This window comes from Halobacillus kuroshimensis DSM 18393 (assembly GCF_000425705.1).
In the GTDB taxonomy this organism is placed as follows: Bacteria; Bacillota; Bacilli; order Bacillales; family Halobacillaceae; genus Halobacillus; species Halobacillus kuroshimensis.
Genome location: NZ_AUDY01000008.1, coordinates 808,576 through 830,945, shown reverse-complemented (window position 1 = coordinate 830,945; position 22,370 = coordinate 808,576). Strand labels below are relative to the sequence as shown.

Here is a 22,370-nt window from a genome sequence, read left to right as displayed (position 1 = left end):
CCTTACTTCCAGGTAATTGATGGCAGAACATTCTCCTGGATAATACGATCTTTGTTTTCAACAGCTGTGCGGAGAATATCCCGGATCACATCGTCTGTCAGCAGATGAGGCTCCAGACCAAGGTCACGGAGTTTCGTATTGACCGCATTATAATAATGGTCTTCGTTCTCAATACGAGGATTTTCAATCTTCTTCACTTCTGTTTGAAGACCTTCCTCCTTCGCAATCTTATGAACTCTTTCAGCCAGCTCCTGAACGGAGAACCATTCTGTAAACTGGTTGAATACACGGAATTCCCCTTTATCTGCCGGGTTTTCAGCGGCGATTTCCACACAGCGTACCGTATCTTCAATGTTTAGGAACGCACGTGTCTGTCCGCCTGAACCATACACCGTAATATCATGCCTGATTGCTGCCTGATTGATGAAGCGGTTCAGAGCCGTTCCGAACACACCGTCATAGTCCACACGGTTCACAAGCACCGGGTCCATTCGTGTCTCTTCGGTATGTAAACCATAAACGATGCCCTGGTTTAGATCTGTTGCACGGATACCCCAGATTTTGCAGGCGAACGTAATGTTATGGCTGTCATGCACTTTGGATAAGTGATAGAAAGAGCCCGGCTGCTTAGGGTACGGAAGCGTGTCTTTTCTTCCTTTATGTTCAATTTCAATATATCCTTCTTCAATATCAATGTTGGGTGTGCCGTATTCGCCCATCGTGCCCAGTTTGATCAAATGGCATTCCGGTGCGAAATCCTTGATGGCATATAGAACGTTCAAGTTCCCCATGACGTTGTTCGTCTGCGTGTACACCGCATGCTCACGGTCAATCATGGAATAAGGAGCAGAACGCTGCTCGGCAAAGTGAACGAACGCCTCAGGCTCAACCTGACGGAAAACTTCACTAAGGAAATCATAGTGGTTGAGATCGCCGATAAAGGTTTTAATCTCTTTCCCTGATACTTCTTTCCATTTTGCCACCCGCTCTTCAAGTGTGGCAATAGGTGTTACTGAATTGGAGCGAAGCTCGTCATCATACTTTCTGCGTACTAAATTGTCTACGATGGTTACATCATGACCCTGCTTGGATAGGTACAGGGCAGTCGGCCATCCGCAGAAACCATCTCCCCCTGCTACAATAATTCTCATAATCTACCTCCTAGTTACATCTTGCATACTCGTATTCTCTTTTATAGAGTAACACTTTTGACTAATGTTCGAAAACTGGAAAGATTCCACCAACCCGGCGCGCCCTTCCTGTTCAGTCATGGTCTCTACGTTTTTGACTTTACCATTAATTCAATTTTGAAACAATTAATTCTTTGTAAACTCCATAAACACTCAGAAGAAAACGAAATATGTCGGACTTTGAGACCTAAATGAGATTTTACCCACGATAACATATGTTTAAACCTTAAATGATAAAAAAGGCGGGAAGCATCATCCGCTCCCCGCTGTTTCATCATTCTTCTTTCTCTTTGTTTTCCTCAGGTTTGTCTCCTGCTGATTCTTCATCCTCATCAGTCGATTCAGTCGATTCAGCCGCTGCTGCCGCTTCCTCTGCTCCCTTTTTATCCTCAGAAGCAAAGCCATTGACGGTTCCTCTGGAAACATAGCTTTCAAGCATCGCTTTCAAATCCATGCCTGTCGTTTCCTTCAAGGACTCCTGAATCCCAAGCATAGTCGACGTTACATTACCTGCGACTTTTGATGAACCTCCCTTGGAATCTGCACCACCCATATCAATCACTTTCATGTCCTTGATCTGACTGATCGGCGCGGACACTTTCTCTGCATATTCAGGAAGAACCTTAATCAGCATTTCCATAATCGCCGCTTCACCGTAGTGTTCCATCGCTTTGGCCATACGTTCTTTCGATTCCGCTTCCGCTATACCGCGCTGACGGATGACTTCGGCGTCAGACTCCCCTTTGATCCGCTCATTATCTGCTTCTGCCTGGGCCCGTTTCGTGACTTCATAAGCTTCAGCATCAGCAATGGATCGTCGCCGCTTGTTTTCTTCTTCTTCAAGCTCCACGGCCCGCTGCTTTTCAATATACTGAACTTTCAATTCCTCTTCCTTAATCTGCTGGGCAAGCTTCTGGCGTTCCAGTTCACCAGCCTGGTCGGCATTCGCTTTAGCGCGGTTTGTTTCTGTCTGGAATTCCGCTTCCTTAATATCTTTTTCTTTAGTGGAAGATGCAACAGCCGTCAGGCGTCGGTTTTCCTCATCCTGCGCTTCCTGATCGTTCTTAGCCTGATAAATACGTGTTTCCTTCGTCGCATCCGATTCAGCCATATTCGCTTTTTTCTGTACTTCAGCAATATGAGGACGCCCAAGCGCATCTATGTAGCCGTTCTCGGTGTCTACATCTTCCACATCATTCAAAGCAAAGGACGTAATCTCGAACCCCATGCCTTTCAAGTCCGCTTCTGCAATCCGCTTCACCTGCGTATTCACTTCTTTAAAGTCGTTGTAAATCTTCTCGATCGGTAAGGAGGCGATGATGGACCTCAGATGTCCATTCAGTACATCCTTCAGTTCTGATTCACGCTCCTTCTGCTTCTTCCCGAGAAACTTCTCAGCAAAATTCGCCATAATCTCAAGCTCACTGCCGATACTGATAACGGCTGTGCTGGCTACGCGTACCGGAATCCCTTCCTTTGTGTAGGCTTTCTCAGAATTGACCTGCAGTTGAAAGGACGTTAAATCAATCGGTGTTGCCGTCTGGAACATCCGGAGACGATACCCGCCGCCTCGAATGATTTTAACGGACCTTCCGTTATCATCTTCAAACACGTTCTTTTCCTGTTCCGGATCTCCAAGCTTCGGCCCCGTTACAATCAAGGCTTCGTTGGAACTTGCCGTTTTATAACGCAGACGGAAAATGATAAAGGTTACAATTCCGCCGATGATTAAGACAGCACCAAGCACCCCCAGAATAATAACCGTTAAAGCTCCCTCGAACATACCATCCACTCCTTCCATTAGTCCCTTGCAAAAAGAAGGGCTGTCTAGCATATCGAAAAACCCCCTTCCTTCGTTTCAGATTTTCTGGATTTTTTTATAAAGTTTGTGAAATCTGTACATTTATAGTTTATGAAAACGCTTTATTATATAATGGATACAAGTCTTTCCTGAATGAGGAGGAAGTTTCTATGCGTACATATCCAAATGTATGGAATCCGACACAAAAGCAGAAAGAATCCACCCGTTTGTTTCAGTGGATGAAAAAATCAGGCTTTACGGATTATGATTCCTTTCATAAAGCCACAACAGACCAGGTGGAATGGATGTGGGAGGAAGCATGCCGGGAACTCGGTATCGAATGGTCTGTTCCCTGCAAAAAGACCCTTGATCTGTCCCGGGGCCTCCCTTATCCCCAATGGTTTGTCGGAGGAGAAATCAACGCCGCTCATAATGCTCTCGACAAATGGGCGGAAGACCCGGAGCATAGAAATAGAACGGCCCTGTTCTGGGAAGGAGATCGTGGCGATTCCTCCTCCTATTCTTTTATAGAACTTCAGGAAGCTGTCGATCAGACCGCACACGGATTCAAGCGCTATGGTATAGCGGAAGGGGATATTGTGGCGATTTATATGCCGATGATTCCGGAAACCCTGATCAGTATGCTTGCCCTTTCTAAAGTCGGTGCTGTTTTTTCCCCTGTGTTCTCCGGATATAAAGCAGATGGCGTAGCAACAAGAATCCAGGCTTCAAGAGCAAAAGCCATGGTAACGGTGGATAGCTTCTACCGGCGTGGGAAAACCATTCAAATGAAGGATCAGGCAGATGCAGCAGCAGAGCAGTGCCCCTCTCTGGAACATGTCTTTGTCGTAGAACGCTCCGGTACGGATATCCAGTGGCATGAGCCGCGGGACGTTGCCTGGTCTTCGCTGCAGAAAAAATCGGGTCCTTTCTCTTCAGCCGCTACAAAAGCCGAAGACCCCTTCATGTTGATTTACACGTCAGGTACGACAGGTAAACCGAAAGGAGCGGTTCATACACATGCTGGTTTTCCGATAAAAGCTGCGTTTGATGCGGGAATCTGTATGGACGTTACCAAAGAGGATACCTTGTTCTGGTACACCGATATGGGATGGATGATGGGGCCTTTCCTCGTATACGGTGGTCTTATAAACGGTGCCGCGATCGTCATGTTTGAAGGCACACCGGATTATCCCAGACCTGACCGCTTATGGGAGATTGTCGACACGTATAACGTGACACACCTCGGTCTTTCTCCAACGCTTGTACGCACATCGATGAAGCACGGGCCTGAATGGCTGCATCGTCACTCTCTTGCCTCCTTGAAACTGATTGCATCCACAGGAGAGCCTTGGAATGAAGAACCATGGAACTGGCTGTTTGAACATGCAGGTCATAAACAGGTGCCGATCTTTAATTATTCAGGAGGGACAGAAATATCCGGCGGCATTCTTGGAAATATCCTGATCAAGCCGATCCAGCCGGTCACTTTCAATGCTGCCCTGCCTGGTATGGACGCTGTTGTATTGAATAATCAAGGAAAGCGCGTGATGAATGAAGTGGGTGAATTGGCGATTCGCAAGCCATGGGTAGGCATGACCAACAGCTTTTTTGAAGATGACGAGCGTTACGAAGAGGCATACTGGAGCCGCTTTACGGATACATGGGTGCACGGAGACTGGGTGGTAGAAAATGAAGAAGGCTACTTTACAATTACCGGTCGCTCTGATGATGTATTGAATGTAGCGGGCAAACGGCTGGGTCCCGCGGAAGTGGAAACGGTACTTGTGGACCATCCTCGGGTTTTGGAAGCCGGGGTCATCGGTATCCCTCATGAAACCAAAGGGGAAGAACCGGTCGCTTTTGTAGTGGTTAACGATGAGCTGGTGGAACAGGCGTCTCTGATTGAAGAGTTGAAAAAGCATCTGCATCAGAAGCTTGGAAAAGCTTTGTCACCGGACATCATCCACCTGATAGCGGACCTTCCTAAAACGAGAAATGCTAAAGTGATGCGGCGTGCGGTTAAGTCTGCCTATTTAAACCAGCCCACAGGAGATTTGAGTGCCCTTGAAAACCCTGAGAGTGTACAGGAAATCTCTGACCTTGGCAAAAAAGCCGGCGCAGAATCATGAGAAACGCCTGGGTCTCAAAAAAGATCCAGGCGTTCGTATTCAAACCGGGTAGACCCCGTGCTTTCGGTCTGTAAATTGGACATCTTTATGTGTGTAAGCTTCATAGCGTGTGCTCAATTCGTGACGGAGGCGGCCGGGTTTCACGACATCATCGACGACCATTTCTGAAGCCAGCCGGTAAATATCGATGTTTTCTTTATACTCCTCCTGCTTTTCTTTAATGAAGGCAGGACGCTCCTCTTCCGGAAGGGCAGCAATCTTGTTGGCATAGACAGCATTCACAGCCGCTTCGGGTCCCATAACCGCAATTTGTGCTGTTGGCAGAGCAAGACAAGCGTCCGGTTCAAAAGCGGGGCCTGCCATGGCATACAACCCTGCGCCATACGCCTTTCTGACAATGACAGAAATTTTAGGAACCGTCGCTTCACTCATAGCGGCCAGCATTTTTGCCCCGTGCCGGATAATTCCCGCCCGTTCCACTTTCGTCCCAATCATGAAGCCCGGGATATCGGCGAGAAACAACAGAGGAATATTAAAGGCATCACACAATTGAATGAACTTGGCGGCTTTATCTGCCGAATCCGGAAATAAGACGCCTCCTTTGGCCCTTGGCTGGTTGGCAATGATGCCGACAGATTTTCCGTTGATTCTGGAGAGTCCTGTAATCAGTTCCGGTGCAAACTTCTTCTTAATTTCACAAAAGGAGTCCTCATCAATAATCCGGTCGATGAACTGATACATATCAAAAGGAGCATTCTGGTTGTCAGGTATCAATTCTTCGATCGTTTTTTCGAACGCCTGCGGTTCTCTTGCTTCCCTTGTTTTCGGACGCTCCTGATAGGAACTTGGAAAGTAGCTCAAATAGTTCCTGGCAAACCATAAAGCTTCCTTTTCATCTGATGCCAGCACATCTCCACATCCTGATACAGAGCAGTGCATGGAAGCCCCACCCATCTCCTCCAGGGAGACCTTCTCCCCGATTACCTTTTCTGCCATCCTCGGAGAACCAAGATACATGGAGGCATTGCCGTCGACCATAACGACAATGTCACAGAATGCTGGAATATAAGCCCCTCCTGCAGCAGATGGTCCGAATAACAGACAAACTTGTGGAACTCGTCCGGATAATTTGATTTGATTGTGGAAAATACGCCCCGCTCCGCGCCGGTTCGGAAACATATCGACTTGATCGGTGATTCTTGCCCCGGCTGAATCGACCAGATAAAGCATTGGAGCATTGATTTTCAGAGCGGTTTCCTGAATGCGTATGATTTTTTCCACCGTTCTCGCACCCCAGGAACCAGCTTTGACTGTAGAGTCATTGGCCATCACACAAACGGTTTCACCGTTAATTTTTCCGATTCCTGTAACGACCCCGTCTGCGGGGAGTCCTTCTGATTGACAATTGGCAAAAAAAGCGTCCTCGATATCTATATCTTCATCAAACAATAGCTGGAGGCGGTCACGAACAAACATTTTTCCTTTTTCTGCGTTCTTTTCATGGTATTTTTCTGCGCCGCCCCCTGCGATTTTCTTTACCCGTTCTTCAAACGTCTGCTGATCTGACATCGTTTTTTCCACGTGCTCACTCTCCTTTGTATTCCGGTCTGCGTTTTTCCTTAAAAGCGTTCAGCCCCTCGGTTCGGTCTGTCGTCGGGATGGTCGACTTATACGCTGCGTGTTCAATTTCAAGGCCTTCCTCCAGTGGCATGTCAAACCCGGTATCCATCGCCTTCTTGGCAGCCTTAACAGCTACAGGGCCGTTTCTTGCTATACAGGCAGCCAAATCCTGTGCTTCTTCCATAAGCATCTGCGGTTCATACATATATTCAACGAGACCCATCTGGAATGCTTTGGCTGCTTCTACAGGTTTGGCTGTATAAATCATTGATTTTGCCCGCCCCGGACCGATAAGCCTGGAAAGTCTCTGGGTACCGCCTGCTCCTGGAATGATCGCGAGTGATGTTTCGGTGAGCCCCACTTTCGCTGAAGAACTCATCATACGTAAATCACAGGCCAGAGCAAGTTCAAGCCCGCCCCCGAAAGCCGCTCCATTGATGAGAGCAATCGTAGGAACATTGACTTTTTCCCATTTACGAAGAGTATCCCCGATCTTCCGCACAGTTTTGACGACTTCCTCGTCAGACATTCCAGCCCTTTCCTTTAAATCCGCTCCCGCACAAAACGCCTTGTTTCCTTCTCCTGTAAGTAAGACGACCCGGATATCGGAGCGGGATTGGATATGGTCGATTTTTTCAGACAGCTCATCTAAAAGCGCATGTGAAAGAGCATTGGCCGCATCGGGTCGATTTAATGTAAGCTGACAGACGTGGGCCGCCGGTTCTTCCATACGGATGAGTTCGTTCATGACTTACACCCTTTCCTTATTCAGGATCTGCATGCCGTGACTGGGAAGCGGTTTTCCAAGCACGCGCTGCATGTAATCCGCTGCTTTTTGGAGAGCGGCTTCATCTATTCCTGTGTGAATCCCCATCTTGTGGAGCATATGAACAAGATCATCTGTTGCGAGGTTTCCTGAGGCTCCGTCCGCATAAGGGCAGCCGCCAAGACCGCCGAGAGACGCATCGAAGGTGGTGATTCCATGCTGCATGGATACCACGATGTTCGCCAGCGCCATTCCTCTCGTGTTATGAAAGTGCATCGCCATGTTATCCAATGAGAGATGCTTTTTCCAATAGACGAGCGCTTCGTCCACCTGCTTGGGATCCGCTGTCCCGAGAGTGTCTCCCATGGACAACTCATCAATGCCCATGCGTAACAAGCGGTCACTTACCCGAAGGACCTGGTCCTGTGATGTTTTCCCGTCATATGGACACTCGAAGACTGTAGACACATAGCCCCGCACCTGTTTCCCTTCGCGTTTGGCTGTCTGTACAACGTTTTGCAGCACCGGGAACGTTTCATCGATCGTTTTATTAATGTTCTTTAGGTTATGTGTTTCACTGGCGGACATGAATACGGCGACTTCATCAACATCTGCCGTTAAAGCAGCCTCCAGACCTTTTTGATTCGGAACGAGGGCGGCATACGTAACCGCTGGTTTCCGTTCTATGGATGCGGCGACCTGGGCAGCATCCTTCAATTGCGGGATCCATTTCGGATGTACGAACGAACTGATTTCTATGGAAGACAATCCGGTTTCAGATAACAGATTGATCCAAGTGACTTTATTTTCGGTTGGGATTTCCTTTGCTTCGTTCTGAAGACCATCTCTTGGTCCGACTTCCTTTATCGTTACATGATCAGGCAGGTTCAGCATACCATCCGCTCCTATGCTTCAATAATGGCTATAACATCGCCTTCGTTGACAAAGTCCCCTTCGCTTACTTTCAGCTCTTTGATCGTACCAGACGTTTCCGCGGGGATGGGGATTTCCATTTTCATCGATTCAAGGATAACGACATCCTCCCCATCATTGATCTTAGACCCTTCTTCTGCTGTGATTTTCCATACACTTCCTGCCATAGATGCTTTTACTTCAAACATGTGTAGTCCTCCTTTTAGTGGTTGGTTAAAGTAGGTAGATAATAGTTTTGAATGAAGCTTGTTGTTGTATCTCCTTCACGGAACTTGTCATGGGTGATGATGCGTTTTAACATCGTCAGGTTACATTTGATTCCGTCGATTTCATAGGCATGGAGAGCTTTGGCAAGCCGTTCGGAAGCCTGGTTTCGATCACTGCCATGAACGACTAATTTAGCAATCATCGGATCATAGAATGGAGTGACCTCTGATCCGCTTTCCACGGCCAGTTCGTGCCTGATTCCAGGCCCTTCCGGAAGCACAAGGTTGGAAAGCGTCCCCGGTGATGGATAAAACGTATTCGGATCCTCGGCATAGATCCGTACTTCAATCGCGTGTCCGTTTATCTGCAGATCATCCTGATGAAGCTCAAGTTTGTCACCAGCGGCTATTTTCAGCTGCTGTTCCACAATATCCACACCTGATATTTCCTCTGTTACTGGGTGTTCCACCTGCAGACGGGTGTTCATTTCAAGGAAATAATAGTTTTCATTCCGGTCCACAAGAAATTCGATCGTTCCCGCATTGGTGTATTGCAGACTTTCCACAGCCTTGATGGCACTGTCTCCCATTTCCTGACGTGTTTTTTCTGAAAGGAACGGTGAAGGAGCTTCCTCTACAACTTTCTGATGCCTTCTTTGAATGGAGCATTCCCGTTCAAACAAATGAACAGCATGGCCGTGGTGATCCGCAAGAACCTGAATTTCGATGTGCCGCGGCTCTTCGATTAACTTTTCAATGAACATTTTTCCGTCTCCGAAAAATGCTTTGGCCCGTTTGGAATTTCCTTCGAAGGCTTTTTCCAGCTCCTCATCGGAATGGACGGCCTGCATACCGATTCCGCCTCCGCCGGCAGCTGCCTTCAACATGACCGGATATCCGAACGTTTGAGCTGCTGCTTTCGCTGCTTCTACAGATGTCACTGCTTCTTCGGTACCTGGAACGACAGGCACACCGGCCTGTTTCATTTCGGCACGCGCAGCAATTTTGTCTCCCATTTTCGCGATGACATCTCCCTCAGGTCCAATAAATGTGAGGCCTGCTTCCTTTACTCGTTGTGCAAACGGCGCATTTTCACTTAACAACCCGTATCCCGGATGAACCGCTTCAGCCCCGGATTTCAATGCCGCCTCCAAAATCTTATCGATGTTCAAATAAGACTCATTGACCCTGGGTTTTCCGATCAAATAACTTTCGTCCGCCATTTTTACAAAAGGAGCCTGTTGATCAGCTTCAGAATAAACAGCAACGGTTTGGATCTGCATCCGCTGGCATGTACGTATGATCCGGGCGGCAATTTCCCCCCGGTTGGCAATCAATATTTTTTTGAACATCCAATCCCTCCCTTATTTTCCTGTCTGCAATAGATCAAGGGCATTTTCCCTCAATCTGAATTTCTGGATTTTTCCGCTGGCAGTCATCGGGTATTCCTGCGTAAATAAGATATAACGCGGGATTTTATGTTTGGAAATCCGGCCTTCACAAAATTCTTTGATATCGCTTTCATTTATTTTCGTATCTTCTTTTGGAATGATCCAGGCCATAATCTCTTCCCCGTACGTTTCATCCGGTACACCGACGACCTGGACATCCTGGACATCGGGATGCTGATACAGAAATTCTTCGATTTCCCTTGGATACACATTTTCTCCGCCGCGGATAATCATGTCTTTCATCCTTCCGGTTATTTCAATATAGCCCTCTTTATCCCTGACAGCGAGATCCCCGGTATGGAGCCATCCATCAGGATCTATGGCTGCGCTTGTCGCTTCCTCGTTTTTGTAATAGCCTTCCATCACAAGATAGCCCCGCGTACAAAGCTCTCCTGGTATCCCCGGATCCACTTCTTCACCCGTAGCTGGTTCAATGATTTTCACTTCTACATTAGGGTGAGGACGGCCGACACTGCTTACCCGCAGGTGGACAGGATCATGAACATTGGTCTGGGTGATGACTGGGGAGGACTCGGTCTGCCCGTAAGCAATCGTAATTTCCTCCGCCCCCATTTTATGAATGACATTTTTCATGACTTCCATCGGGCATGTCGAACCCGCCATAATACCTGTGCGGAGAGTCGTAGGTTTTAAGTCTTCGAACTCTGGGTGATTGAGTTCTGCGATAAACATCGTCGGGACCCCATGCAGGGCTGTGCATGCCTCATCCTTCACAGCCTGCAGAACCTTTTTCGGTTCAAACTGTTCTAAAATGACCATTGCCGCGCCTTTGGATACCGCAGCAAGCGTGCCCAGGACACATCCGAAGCAGTGGAAAAACGGTACAGGTATGCATAAACGATCCTGATGCGTCAGATTCATGCTGCCTGCCACCTGATTTCCGTTGTTCACAATATTATAATGGGAGAGCATGACTCCTTTAGGAAAGCCGGTCGTGCCTGAGGTGTACTGCATGTTGATGACATCTGTGGAAGCCAGTGACTGTTTTCTTGCCTCAAGCTCCTCGTCCTTGATGGTCATCCCCATATCGACAACGTCCTGCCAGGAGTAGCACCCTTTATGCGGGGTATCGCTCAGAACAACGACATTTTTTAAAAAAGGGAGCCGTTCACTCTGCAGGCTGCCTTTTTCTGAGTATTCCAGTTCCGGGCAGATTTCCTTCAAAATGTTCATGTAGGAGGCCCCGCGGAAGTCCTCAGCAAGAATGAGCGTAGAGGCATCCGACTGTTTCAACAAATATTCAAGCTCCTGCGCACGGTAGTTGGTATTTACGGTAACGAGCACACCGCCCATTTTCCCTGAAGCGAACTGTGTGATCAGCCACTCCGGCTTATTATCAGACCAAACAGCCAGATGATCGCCTTTTTCTAACCCTAAAGCCATCAGTCCCTTTGCGGCTGCATCAGCTTCTTCATTAAACGCCGCATACGTTTTGCGAATCCCTTTTTCCGGATACACATAAGCTTCCTGATCTGGATAAAGCGAAGCCTTTTCCTCCAACAGCTGTCCGACTGTTTGTTCGAGTAGTGTCATTCTCTCATCCTCCTTCAATTAACATCCCAGCTGGCGTGCGATGACCATACGCTGAATTTCAGATGTTCCTTCTCCTATTTCAAGAAGCTTAGCGTCTCTTAGAAAACGTTCGACTTCATATTCCCTCATGTATCCATACCCGCCGTGGATTTGAATGGCTTGATTGGATGAACGGAACGCTGTTTCAGAGGCGAAAAGTTTCGCATATGCGGATTCCTTCGTGAAATCCTTTTTCTGATCCTTTAACCAAGCGGCTTTCAACACCATGTTTCTTGCAAGCTCCACTTCCATGGCCATATCGGCCAGTTTAAATTGAATGGCTTGAAATTTTGATATGGACTGCCCGAACTGCTTCCGTTCCTTCGCGTAGGCAAGGGCTTTATCCAAAGATGCCTGAGCAATTCCGACAGCAAGGGCAGCAATGGATATACGGCCGCCATCCAATGTATACAAAAACTGATGAAACCCTTTGGAAGGATCACCGAGGATGTTTTCCTTCGGTACTTTCACATCTTCCAATATGATTTCTGAAGTATTGGAACCGCGGACGCCCATTTTTTCGTAAGGGCTGGTAATTTTCATTCCTTTGGTGTCTTTGGGAATGATAAACGCGGAAATGATGTTTTTCCCGTCCTCACGCTTTCCCGATACTGCCGTAACCGTAATGGACCTGGCATACTCCGCATTGGTAATCCAGCATTTCTCTCCATTGATCACATAATGATCCCCCACTAATTCAGCGCGTGTTTTCGTACCGCCGGCATCCGAACCTGCATTTGGCTCTGTTAAACCAAATGAAGCAAGTCCTTCTCCTTTAGCAAGCGGGATAAGATATTCCTGTTTCTGCTCTTCGGTGCCGAAATAATAGATGGGACTTGCTCCAAGAGATACCGCTGCAGCATAACTCAACCCTGTCGATCCGCATACACGTCCGATTTCCTCAACAGCCAAAGCGTACGTAACCGTATCTCCGCCGGATCCGCCGTACTCCTCAGGAAATGGAATGCCAAGCAGACCGAGTCTCCCCATCTCATCGAAAATGTCCTTCGGAAACTCCGCATTTCGATCAATATCCACCGCTCTTGGTGCAATAACGTCATTCGCAAAATCCCGCACCATTTTCCGTGTCATTTCCTGTTCCTTCGTCAGTTCAAAGTTCATTTTACTCCCCCTTGCTGAAGTTATAGACCGACTGGTTGGTCTGTAAAGCACACAAAAAGAATGAAAGCGTTTACTTAACATCGTAAAAAAAAGGGACTTTATTCATATGACGCATGAGCTGCTCGCTGCTTCCGGGCAGTAAAAAATGAAGGATCAAATCAATATACACTTCCGCAATTTCATCAATGGAATACCTTCCATCCTGCTGATACCACTTGTAAATCCAATTGACCATCCCTAAGACAGCCATAGCGGTTACCTCAAGAGGAAGTTCTTTTCTAAAATCACCACCCGCCTGACCTTCATGAATAATCCCGAAAATGATGTCTTTAAATTCATCCCTTTTCTTTTTGATTTTCTCCTCGTACGCAGGCTTTAAGTAGGTGCTTTCCTGATAGAATACAGAAATATGTGGTTTGTATAAATCAAAGACTTTTACAAAAGAATGGATGACAGCCTGTATTTTGGCTGTTGGTGAGGTGTGAATCACGTTGGCTGCTCCAGCCTCTTTCAATACGTATGTAATAAAGGTGTCATGAATCACAAATAAAAGTTCATCCTTGGATTGAAAGTGGTGGTAAAAGCCCCCTTTGGATGTCCCCGAGGCTGCTACAATCTGGTTAACCGTCACGCCGTGAAAGCCGTGCTCATCAAATAACTGCAGAGAAGTTTCGAGAATGGTGCTGCGTAAGCGGCTCATACATCATCTCCCTTCAACTGAATATACCTTCATTTTATCATAGTATTTTGAAAATACAATCATATCCAAATTCTTTCCTGTGCCAAAAACGTGAATCCTTTTGACTTTCCGGTTTTTTCTTATTGATGTTTTTTTTGTTTTATATATCGGAGTTGCTACTAAGTTTGAATAAAGAACGCGGAAGGTTCAAAGCTCATGAACCTTCCGCGTTGGTTTTTACTGGCTGTTTTCATCTTCCAGCTTGAAAGGTGCTTCGTACCCCGGTTTCACCCAAGATTCGACAACACTTCCTTTTTGATCTACATCGAGGACGTAAGATCCGTTGCTGTACCGGTCATTCGCTTTCAAGTCCATCGGATTAACCGTCGTCGTCTCCTGCTTTTCTGTCATGAGTACAACCTGGTCTTCCCTTTGAACGAGGTGAACATCTACAATTTGATGCGGATCTTTCTTCAGCTCCCGAAGCATAATCACGCCCCGTTTGGCTCTGGACGTACGATCGAATTCCTTCAGTCTCATCCGTTTGGCAGCCCCGCGGTGAGTGGTCATGACGATCGAAGGGTCTTCTTCCGCTTTGAAAATCTGTCCGGACACGACTCGTTCGCCTTCTTTCAATGTCATAGCTTTTACGCCGGCCGCCCGCTGTCCAACGATATTGACTTCATCTTCCTTATACCATAGGCCGTAACCTTTGCTGGAGGTGAGGAAAATCTCTCCTGTCCCATCTGTCATATAAACATCGACGACTTCATCATCGCCTTTCAGATTAACAGCTACGAGGGCTTTAGAATGCCGCTGCGCCTGATACAGACGAAGTTCACTCTTTTTAACCATGCCGTTTTTCGTAAAGAACATCAGGAAATCCTCATCATTGAATTCCCGTATTGGAATAGCTTCTACAAGATATTCGTCTTTTTCAACCTGAACGATGTTGGATATAAACTGACCTAAATCCTTCCAGCGGATATCCGTCAGTTTATGAACAGGAAGAAACAGGTACTTGCCTAAGTTCGTGAACAGCAGAATCGTATCGGTTGTATTCATTTCCACCAGTCGCAGCAGGTGGTCGCCGTCCTTCAAAGCAAAATCCTCGCCATTTGATGCGGCGTAGGATCGTAAACTCGTCCGTTTGATGTAGCCGTGTTTTGTAATGGAAACGAGGACATCTTCACTGGCCACCATCACATCCAAGTCCACTTTCAGTTCCTGCACTTTATCTTCGATTTTTGTTAAGCGGTCATCTTTGTATTTTTTCTTCATGGCCCGCAGGTCGGACTTGATTACTTTCAGCATTTCCCGCTCACTTGTGAGAAGCTTTTCGAGCTCTTCAATCTGCTTCCTTAACTCTTCCGCTTCCGCTTGGAGAGCTGTAATGTCTGTGTTTGTCAAGCGGTACAGCTGCAAGGTTACAATCGCTTCCGCCTGTTCCTCACTGAAGGCGTACTCCTGGATCAGCCGGGCCTTGGCATCTGCCTTATCTTTAGACGCACGAATTGTAGTGATGACATCATCGAGGATTGAAATCGCTTTGATCAATCCTTCCACAATGTGCGCACGGCGTTTCGCTTTATTCAAGTCATAAATGGACTGCCTGGTCACGACTTCTTTCTGGTGTGCGATATAGGCATCGAGCATCATCGGAAGATTGAGAAGCTTCGGAGTCCGGTCATGGATCGCGACCATGTTGAAGTTATAGGATATTTGAAGGTCGGTATGCTTGTATAAGTAATTCAGGACACCTTCACTGTTGGCATCTTTTTTCAATTCAATGACAACGCGCAGGCCTGTACGGTCTGTTTCATCACGTACTTCTGCAATGCCCTCCACTTTTTTATCGATACGGAGTTCATCCATCCGCTTAACCATGCTGGCCTTGTTGACTTCAAATGGGATTTCATCTATGACGATCTGTTCCCGTCCGCCCCGCTGTTCCTGGATCTCCGCCCGGCCGCGGACAATGATTTTCCCTTTCCCTGTTTCATAGGCTTTTTTGATTCCGTCTACGCCTTGAATGATTCCTCCAGTGGAAAAGTCCGGACCTTTTAATTTGGTCATCAGCTCCGATACTTCCGCCTCAGGCTTATCAATTTTCATGATGACCGCGTCAATGACCTCGCCAAGGTTATGGGAGGGAATTTCAGTTGCATATCCGGCTGAAATTCCTGTGGATCCATTCACCAGCAGGTTGGGAAACTTCGCTGGGAGCACCGTCGGCTCTTCAATCGTGTCATCGAAGTTTGGGATGAATTCAACGGTCTGCTTCTCTATATCCCGCAGCAGTTCAGACGATATCGCAGAAAGCCTTGCTTCTGTATAACGCATGGCAGCCGGCGGGTCGCCGTCGACACTTCCGTTGTTTCCGTGCATTTCCACAAGCGGTTTGCGTACTTTCCATGTCTGACTCAGACGTACCATGGCATCATACACCGATGTATCACCGTGTGGGTGATAATTACCAATAACGGTACCCACCGTTTTTGCGGATTTCCGGTACGCTTTATCGTGCGTATTCTTCTCCTGATGCATGGCATACAGGATTCTCCGCTGAACAGGCTTAAGCCCGTCCCTGGCATCAGGGAGGGCCCTTTCCTGGATAATATATTTACTGTATCTCCCGAAACGGTCTCCGAGAACTTCCTCTAAAGGTAAATCTAAAAACTTCTCTGCCTCTGCCAACAGAACGTCCCCCTTTTATGATTGGATTTTATCGTTTTCCAGAATGTTTGCTTCGTCTTCAAGACCGAAGGCAACGTGGGATTCAATCCATTTTCGGCGAGGTTCTACTTTGTCTCCCATCAATGTCGTAACTCTTCGTTCCACACGGGCAATATCATCAATTGTTACCCGGATCAGCGTTCTGGATTCTGGATTCATGGTCGTTTCCCACAGCTGGTCGGCGTTCATTTCACCAAGACCTTTGTAGCGCTGTATCGTATACCCATTTTTGAATTCCTTCAGTATTTTCTGCATACCATCCTCATCCCAGGCGTATTCGGTTTTCTCTTTCTTTCCTTTGCCTTTGGAAACTTTATAAAGCGGTGGAAGAGCGATGAACACTTTCCCTGCTTCCACTAAGGGCCGCATATAGCGGTAAAAGAAGGTAAGCAGCAGTACCTGGATGTGGGCACCATCTGTATCCGCATCGGTCATGATGACAATTTTGTCGTAATTGCAGTCCTCAAGGGTGAAATCCCCTCCGACACCTGCACCGATGGTATGAATAATCGTAGAAATCTCTTCGTTTTTAAAGATATCCGCAATTTTAGCTTTCTCTGTATTTATGACTTTACCGCGGAGAGGAAGAACAGCCTGGAATTTGCGGTCACGCCCCTGTTTGGCTGAACCGCCCGCAGAGTCCCCCTCTACAAGATACAGTTCGTTTTTCTCTGCATTTTTTGACTGCGCCGGAGTCAGCTTTCCACTTAAAAGCGTATCCTTCCGCTTCTTTTTCTTACCGGAACGGGCGTCTTCTCTCGCTTTCCTCGCGGCTTCCCTTGCTTCTTTCGCCCTGATCGCCTTTTTAATCAGCATCGAGGCCGAATCGGGATTTTCCTCAAGGAAATACGTGAGTTTCTCGGCTACAACACTGTCAACAGCAGAACGGGCTTCGGATGTCCCCAGCTTGCTTTTCGTCTGGCCTTCAAACTGAAGAAGCTCCTCAGGGATTCTTGCTGATATGATCGCTGTAAAGCCTTCCCTGATATCGTTTCCTTCAAGGTTCTTATCTTTTTCCTTCAACAGCTGGGTTCTGCGTGCATAATCATTAAACACCCGGGTAACGGCTGTCTTCGCTCCCGATTCATGCGTGCCGCCATCCTTTGTACGAACGTTGTTGACGAAGGAAAGAATATTTTCTGCGAATCCATCGTTAAACTGAAACGCAAAGTCCACTTCTATCTCTGACTGTATGCCCTCAAACGATACGACGTGATGAAGGGTGTCTTTCTCTTCATTTAAATACTTAACGAATGAAACCAGTCCGTCATCATACTGGTATTCCTCTTTTTCTCCACCTTTCCGCTCATCGACTAAGACGATACGAAAGCCTTTCAGAAGAAAAGCCGCTTCTCTCAGTCTTTCCGAAAGGGTTTCAAAATTAAACTTCGTTACAGAAAAAATTTCAGGGTCCGGCTTAAACCGGATGGTTGTCCCTGTTTTGCGTGTGGCTCCCTTTTTTTCCAGGGAGGTAACAGGCACGCCCCCTTTTTCAAAACGCTGGTAGTACTTCTCCCCATCACGGCAGATATGAACTTCCAGCCATTCGGATAAAGCATTAACAACGGATGCTCCGACGCCGTGGAGACCGCCGGAGGATTTGTATCCGCCCTGGCCGAATTTACCTCCGGCGTGTAAAACAGTTAAAATCACTTCCGGTGTCGGCTTACCGGTTTTATGCATCCCTACAGGCATGCCGCGGGCTTCATCCTGCACAGAAACGCTTCCATCTTTATGAAGGGTAACCGTCATCTTTTGTCCGAATCCAGATAAAGCTTCATCGATGGCGTTATCCACGATTTCGTGGACGAGGTGATGAAGACCGCGGTGGTCCGTAGATCCAATATACATCCCCGGTCGCTTCCGGACAGCCTCCAGCCCCTCCAATACTTGTATAGAATCATCTGAATACGTATGATTTTGACTCGACAATTTCCAATCGGCTCCTTTCTCTTACACAGCAACTAATTATCATAATAGAACAAACGTTCGATTGTGTAAATGACTTTCCTGTTTACACGGGCAGATTCAGTTATAAGACACGCAGTGGAGCAGAGGTTTTCTCCCGCTCTATTCTGCTGCCTGTCTTACGCCTGCTTATATCGTTTCGTGAAATGGATGCTGTTTATACAACCGCTCTCAAAAAAACACTGCTTGTTATATTGTAGCGATTTTACATCGTTTCGCAAACATAATTCTTCCAGATAACGTGAAAAAATCCCTGAAAGGACAGGGATTTTTTCAAATTCATCTTTATTTGATCATCTGTACAAGCTGTGCGCAACCTTGATACAGAAGTCCATAATCACCTTTGCCGGTGTATCTTTCAAGTGTTCCCAAGCTTCTTCATGATACACACCCTGCTGAGCCCAGAAAGCCTTCGCACCAAGGCTGCGGGCTTCTTCGGCCACTCCCGGCAGGTATTCAGATCGGCGGAACACATTCACAATGTCCACCGGCTCCTCGATCTCCTGAAGCGAAGCGGCGGCCGGTTCGCCAAGCACTTCCGTTATCGTCGGGTTTACAGGAATAATTTTGTACCCTGCCGCCTGCATGGCTTCGCTGATCTGGTAGGACGTGCGGTGGGGTTTATCGGATAGTCCGACAACGGCAATTGTTTTTGATTCTTTTAATACATTCTTAATCTCCTCTGGAGACGGATTTTCAAATGGCATGTCCATTCCTCCTATTCTTCGATAAGCCCTTCTTCAACGAGATATTCACGGGCCACCGTTTCTGGTGAACGGTCTTCAAAATCTACTTCATAATTCATTTCCCGCATTTGATCTCCGGTAATCTTACCACCCAGTTGATTTAACGCATCTTCGATTTCCGGATACTGATCAAGCGTTTCCTGTCTCATCAGCGGGGCACCCTGGTAAGGAGGAAACAGATTTTCCGGATCTTCCAGCACTTTGAGGTTCAAGTCCACCATATACCCTGCTGTTGCATAGGCATCAATGATGTCTACTTCGCCATTGGAGATCGCTCCCTGGCGGAGGCCTGGATCCATCGTTCTTACTTCCCCGAGATCAAGATCATACACTTCCTTCATTCCCTGATAGCCGTCCTGGCGGTCATTGAATTCGAGGGTGAAACCGGCTGTTATCTGATCTTCCACCTGTTTTAAGTCCCCGATGCTTTCCAGTCCATACTGCCCGGCAAGCTCTTCCGTCGTTGCGACGGCATACGTATTATTGAACTGCATCGGCTCCAGGTAGGCCATGTCATATTGTTCACTCATTCCCTGGGCTGCCTGTTGGTAGACTTCCTGTTCCTTGTTACTTTGAGCCTGCTCTCCCATAAGGGAAACGATGGCTGTTCCGGTGAATTCAGGATAAATGTCAATGCTCCCCTCCTCAAGGGCGCTGAAAACAAGGTCTGTTTTCCCAAGGTTCGGTTTTAATCCAACCTGAAGATCGGTTTCCTCTTCGATGAGAAGTTTGTACATGTTGATTAAAATGGCCGGTTCGGACCCGAGTTTAGCCCCCAGCACGAGATCATTCTGCGATTTGCTGCTGAACAACAGCGGTCCAACGGCGATAAGAGCAGCAATGACCAGCAGGCTGACGAGGGAACGGAATCCTGACTTTGCAGAAGTGCGTTCAAACAAACGCAGAATTAAATCCAGCACGATCGCAAGAAGGGCAGCTGGAATGGCTCCCAGCAGAATTAAATTGGCGTCGCCGCCACGGTCGAGGCCGAGAAGGATCAAATCACCAAGACCTCCAGCCCCAATCAGAGCGGCGATGGTCGTAGTACCGACAATCAGCACCATCGATGTCCGGATACCTGCCATGATGACCGGCATCGCCAGCGGCAGTTCGACACGGGATAACCGTCTGAAAGAACTCATTCCCATCCCTGTAGCCGCTTCTTTTAACGCCGGGTCCACTTCTTTTATTCCTGTATACGTATTTCTGAGAATGGGAAGCAGTCCATACGCTGCCAAAGCTATGATGGCGGGCGTTTCACCGATTCCGAAAAATGGAATTAAAAAAGCGAGGACGGCCAGGCTTGGAATGGTCTGAAGAACAGCTGTCACCCCGATTACAGGTTCAGCAATATTCAGTTTCCTCGTTAACAGCAAGCCGAGCGGTACAGAAATTAATGTTGCGATCACAAGGGCAATAATAGAGATCTGCAGGTGCTCCCACACTTTCTCCCACAGTACGTCCTGTCGTTCTGCAAAAACCTGAATAAATCCATTCACAGTTGAACAGCCCCCTGTTCCTCATCAGACTTCTCTTTTAAGTAATGAACGATATCTTTATAAGAAAGGGTTCCGACAAGCTGGTCTCCCTTTATCACAGGAAGAATCCGGTGAGAGCCTTTCTCGAATTCAGAGACGGCTTCGCGGAGAACCGTTCCGTTCGTCAGGACCGGCAGCATGACTTCCCTGCCGTCCGTGACGCCCGTCTGATACACTCCTTTTTCAGAGGTGAGAACATAGGCGCCGTTGTCCGGGATCAGGCCCTGTCGGAAATCGTGATAAGGGAAAATCCTGCTTCCGGACTGGTCCATAATAACATCCACAGCTGTCAGCCATGGTGATTTTCTGCCCCCGATAAAATCACGGACAAAATCATCCGCCGGGTGGAGAAGGAAGTTCTGCGGTGTATCCACCTGGACAATCCCGCCTTCTTTCATCAGGCAGACGCGGTCTCCCAGGGCCAGGGCTTCATCCATATCGTGCGTAACGAACACAATGGTCTTTTTAATTTCCTGCTGAAGGTTCCGGATATCCTTTTGAAGCTGCTCCCGGCTGATTGGATCAAGGGCACTGAACGGTTCGTCCATGAGAATAATGTCCGGATCCGCTGCCAATGCTCTAATTACCCCTACACGCTGCTGCTGTCCGCCTGAAAGCTCACTCGGTTTACGTTTCCTGTGTTTCTCAGGGTCAAGACCGACCATCTGCATCAACTCATCAATTCGTGCGGATACATCTTTTTTCTTCCATTTCTTCATTTCAGGTACAATAGCGATGTTCTCCTCAATCGTCATGTGTGGAAAGAGGGCGATTTCCTGAAGAACATAGCCGATGTTCCAACGCAGTTCATGAACGTTGTATTCTTTAATGTCCTTATTATGTATCGTAATCGTTCCATCGGTTGGATGAATAAGCCGGTTGATCATTTTCATCGTCGTCGTCTTTCCACATCCACTCGGACCAATCAGGGTGAGCAGTTCTCCTTCTTTCACCTCGAGATTTATATTATTTAAAGCCGCCGTCCCATCCGGGTACGTTTTGGACACATCTGTAAAAGTTATCATGCATTTCCTCCTTCATAAACTAAAGACCGTACTATTTACCCACTTTCACACAGCTTGAAACCTATTGCAATTATACAACCTTCCCGCACAAAAGCAGTGGAAAAGCCTTGTCACAACTTTTCTGATTGGTATAATAAGATGTTGCGGCGTTTGAATTGCAGCTTTTCGTCACATACATAGAGGTTCTTGGAAGGAAGAGAAGCTGATAGAATTTTCCGTTCTTTCTCCAACGTCGTCATGATAAAATAAAAGAAAGTAATGAAGGAGTTGAACTTATTGGAATATCTACTCTATTCCCTTACCGCCTATCTCCTCGGCTCCATTCCATCAGGACTGATCGTTGGAAAAGTGGGTTATGGCACAGATATCAGAGAACATGGAAGCGGAAATCTCGGTGGGACGAATACGTTCCGCGTTCTCGGAGTAAAAGCCGGCTTGATCGTTACCATTGCCGATATTTTAAAAGGGACGCTGGCAGCCGCTCTTCCATTTTTTCTCGGAGCAGAAGTCATCCCGCTTATTATAGGTATTTTTGCCGTGATCGGTCATATGTATCCCGTATTTGCCGGGTTCAAGGGAGGGAAGGCCGTCGCTACGTCCGGAGGCGTGATCCTCGGAGTAAACCCTCTGGTGTTTCTTGTACTTGTGTTATCGTTTTTCATCCTATTATATATAACCAAATATGTATCCCTTTCCTCGATGGTTTGCGGCCTTGTCGGGATAGCAGCTTCCATTCTTCTGCAGGAGTATGGATTGACGATGGTTATATCTGTCTTTACGATTTTTGTCATCTACCGGCACCGCTCTAATATTAAAAGAATCATCAATAAGACAGAACCTAAAATCACGTGGATGTAACACGAA

17 protein-coding genes are annotated in these 22,370 nt (G+C 47.3%); 2 read left to right on the top strand and 15 right to left on the bottom strand.

What is annotated here, in order from left to right; all coding sequences use genetic code 11:
* Positions 1-2: 2 nt before the first annotated feature.
* Entirely contained in the window at positions 3-1,151 is a 1,149-nt protein-coding gene (locus H615_RS0106155) for an NAD-dependent epimerase/dehydratase family protein (protein ID WP_027954327.1), read from the bottom strand.
* A 313-nt stretch (positions 1,152-1,464) separates the two neighbouring features.
* Positions 1,465-2,973: a flotillin family protein gene (locus H615_RS0106150; protein WP_035531312.1), complete on the bottom strand. Its 1,509-nt coding sequence runs from the start codon at positions 2,971-2,973 to the stop codon at positions 1,465-1,467.
* 188 nt (positions 2,974-3,161) lie between these two features.
* On the opposite strand from H615_RS0106150, the gene H615_RS0106145 reads away from it, so the two are divergent.
* Positions 3,162-5,123 (top strand): AMP-binding protein, encoded by a 1,962-nt coding sequence (locus tag H615_RS0106145; RefSeq protein ID WP_027954325.1) that lies wholly within the window; start codon positions 3,162-3,164, stop codon positions 5,121-5,123.
* 39 nt (positions 5,124-5,162) lie between these two features.
* Here the strand turns inward: H615_RS0106145 and H615_RS0106140 are convergent, their stop codons facing one another.
* From H615_RS0106140 to H615_RS0106080, 13 genes are all read right to left on the bottom strand, one after another.
* Complete coding sequence (locus H615_RS0106140) at positions 5,163-6,692, bottom strand: acyl-CoA carboxylase subunit beta (RefSeq protein ID WP_027954324.1); 1,530 nt, start codon at positions 6,690-6,692, stop codon at positions 5,163-5,165.
* Positions 6,693-6,708: 16 nt separating this feature from the next.
* Positions 6,709-7,491 carry an enoyl-CoA hydratase-related protein gene (locus H615_RS0106135; protein ID WP_027954323.1) on the bottom strand — a complete coding sequence of 261 codons (783 nt, stop codon included), beginning with the start codon at positions 7,489-7,491 and terminating at the stop codon, positions 6,709-6,711.
* 3 nt (positions 7,492-7,494) lie between these two features.
* Positions 7,495-8,403: a hydroxymethylglutaryl-CoA lyase gene (locus H615_RS0106130; protein WP_027954322.1), complete on the bottom strand. Its 909-nt coding sequence runs from the start codon at positions 8,401-8,403 to the stop codon at positions 7,495-7,497.
* Positions 8,404-8,414: 11 nt separating this feature from the next.
* The gene (locus H615_RS0106125; RefSeq protein WP_027954321.1) at positions 8,415-8,630 is read right to left on the bottom strand and encodes an acetyl-CoA carboxylase biotin carboxyl carrier protein subunit; all 216 of its coding nucleotides are present in this window, start codon (positions 8,628-8,630) and stop codon (positions 8,415-8,417) included.
* Positions 8,631-8,644: 14 nt separating this feature from the next.
* Positions 8,645-10,000, bottom strand: a complete 1,356-nt coding sequence (locus H615_RS0106120) for an acetyl-CoA carboxylase biotin carboxylase subunit (RefSeq protein WP_027954320.1) — start codon at positions 9,998-10,000, stop codon at positions 8,645-8,647.
* A 12-nt stretch (positions 10,001-10,012) separates the two neighbouring features.
* Positions 10,013-11,653, bottom strand: a complete 1,641-nt coding sequence (locus H615_RS0106115; RefSeq protein ID WP_027954319.1) for an AMP-binding protein — start codon at positions 11,651-11,653, stop codon at positions 10,013-10,015.
* 18 nt (positions 11,654-11,671) lie between these two features.
* Positions 11,672-12,814 (bottom strand): acyl-CoA dehydrogenase, encoded by a 1,143-nt coding sequence (locus H615_RS0106110; RefSeq protein ID WP_027954318.1) that lies wholly within the window; start codon positions 12,812-12,814, stop codon positions 11,672-11,674.
* 70 nt (positions 12,815-12,884) lie between these two features.
* Complete coding sequence (locus H615_RS0106105) at positions 12,885-13,514, bottom strand: TetR/AcrR family transcriptional regulator (RefSeq protein ID WP_027954317.1); 630 nt, start codon at positions 13,512-13,514, stop codon at positions 12,885-12,887.
* A gap of 216 nt (positions 13,515-13,730) precedes the next feature.
* Positions 13,731-16,190 carry a DNA topoisomerase IV subunit A gene (parC, locus tag H615_RS0106100; RefSeq protein ID WP_027954316.1) on the bottom strand — a complete coding sequence of 820 codons (2,460 nt, stop codon included), beginning with the start codon at positions 16,188-16,190 and terminating at the stop codon, positions 13,731-13,733.
* 15 nt (positions 16,191-16,205) lie between these two features.
* Entirely contained in the window at positions 16,206-18,161 is a 1,956-nt protein-coding gene (gene parE, locus H615_RS0106095; protein ID WP_027954315.1) for a DNA topoisomerase IV subunit B, read from the bottom strand.
* A 329-nt stretch (positions 18,162-18,490) separates the two neighbouring features.
* Positions 18,491-18,904 (bottom strand): CoA-binding protein, encoded by a 414-nt coding sequence (locus H615_RS0106090; RefSeq protein WP_027954314.1) that lies wholly within the window; start codon positions 18,902-18,904, stop codon positions 18,491-18,493.
* Between the two features lie 11 nt (positions 18,905-18,915).
* Positions 18,916-20,442: an ABC transporter permease/substrate-binding protein gene (locus tag H615_RS0106085; RefSeq protein WP_027954313.1), complete on the bottom strand. Its 1,527-nt coding sequence runs from the start codon at positions 20,440-20,442 to the stop codon at positions 18,916-18,918.
* Positions 20,439-21,506, bottom strand: coding sequence for an ABC transporter ATP-binding protein (locus H615_RS0106080; protein WP_027954312.1), 1,068 nt, complete (start codon positions 21,504-21,506; stop codon positions 20,439-20,441). Before H615_RS0106080 ends, H615_RS0106085 begins: the two co-directional genes overlap by 4 nt.
* A gap of 276 nt (positions 21,507-21,782) precedes the next feature.
* On the opposite strand from H615_RS0106080, the gene plsY reads away from it, so the two are divergent.
* Entirely contained in the window at positions 21,783-22,364 is a 582-nt protein-coding gene (gene plsY / locus H615_RS0106075; protein WP_027954311.1) for a glycerol-3-phosphate 1-O-acyltransferase PlsY, read from the top strand.
* Positions 22,365-22,370: the final 6 nt, after the last annotated feature.

What these genes read in the sequence shown, in the direction of transcription:
- H615_RS0106110 (WP_027954318.1), bottom strand. Translation starts at nt 12,814, where the DNA reads ATGAACTTTGAACTGACGAAGGAACAGGAAATGACACGGAAAATGGTG.
- H615_RS0106105 (WP_027954317.1), bottom strand. Translation starts at nt 13,514, where the DNA reads ATGAGCCGCTTACGCAGCACCATTCTCGAAACTTCTCTGCAGTTATTT.
- H615_RS0106125 (WP_027954321.1), bottom strand. Translation starts at nt 8,630, where the DNA reads ATGTTTGAAGTAAAAGCATCTATGGCAGGAAGTGTATGGAAAATCACA.
- H615_RS0106135 (WP_027954323.1), bottom strand. Translation starts at nt 7,491, where the DNA reads ATGAACGAACTCATCCGTATGGAAGAACCGGCGGCCCACGTCTGTCAG.
- H615_RS0106080 (WP_027954312.1), bottom strand. Translation starts at nt 21,506, where the DNA reads ATGATAACTTTTACAGATGTGTCCAAAACGTACCCGGATGGGACGGCG.
- H615_RS0106140 (WP_027954324.1), bottom strand. Translation starts at nt 6,692, where the DNA reads ATGTCAGATCAGCAGACGTTTGAAGAACGGGTAAAGAAAATCGCAGGG.
- H615_RS0106120 (WP_027954320.1), bottom strand. Translation starts at nt 10,000, where the DNA reads ATGTTCAAAAAAATATTGATTGCCAACCGGGGGGAAATTGCCGCCCGG.
- H615_RS0106145 (WP_027954325.1), top strand. Translation starts at nt 3,162, where the DNA reads ATGCGTACATATCCAAATGTATGGAATCCGACACAAAAGCAGAAAGAA.
- H615_RS0106150 (WP_035531312.1), bottom strand. Translation starts at nt 2,973, where the DNA reads ATGTTCGAGGGAGCTTTAACGGTTATTATTCTGGGGGTGCTTGGTGCT.
- H615_RS0106155 (WP_027954327.1), bottom strand. Translation starts at nt 1,151, where the DNA reads ATGAGAATTATTGTAGCAGGGGGAGATGGTTTCTGCGGATGGCCGACT.
- H615_RS0106115 (WP_027954319.1), bottom strand. Translation starts at nt 11,653, where the DNA reads ATGACACTACTCGAACAAACAGTCGGACAGCTGTTGGAGGAAAAGGCT.
- H615_RS0106090 (WP_027954314.1), bottom strand. Translation starts at nt 18,904, where the DNA reads ATGCCATTTGAAAATCCGTCTCCAGAGGAGATTAAGAATGTATTAAAA.
- H615_RS0106130 (WP_027954322.1), bottom strand. Translation starts at nt 8,403, where the DNA reads ATGCTGAACCTGCCTGATCATGTAACGATAAAGGAAGTCGGACCAAGA.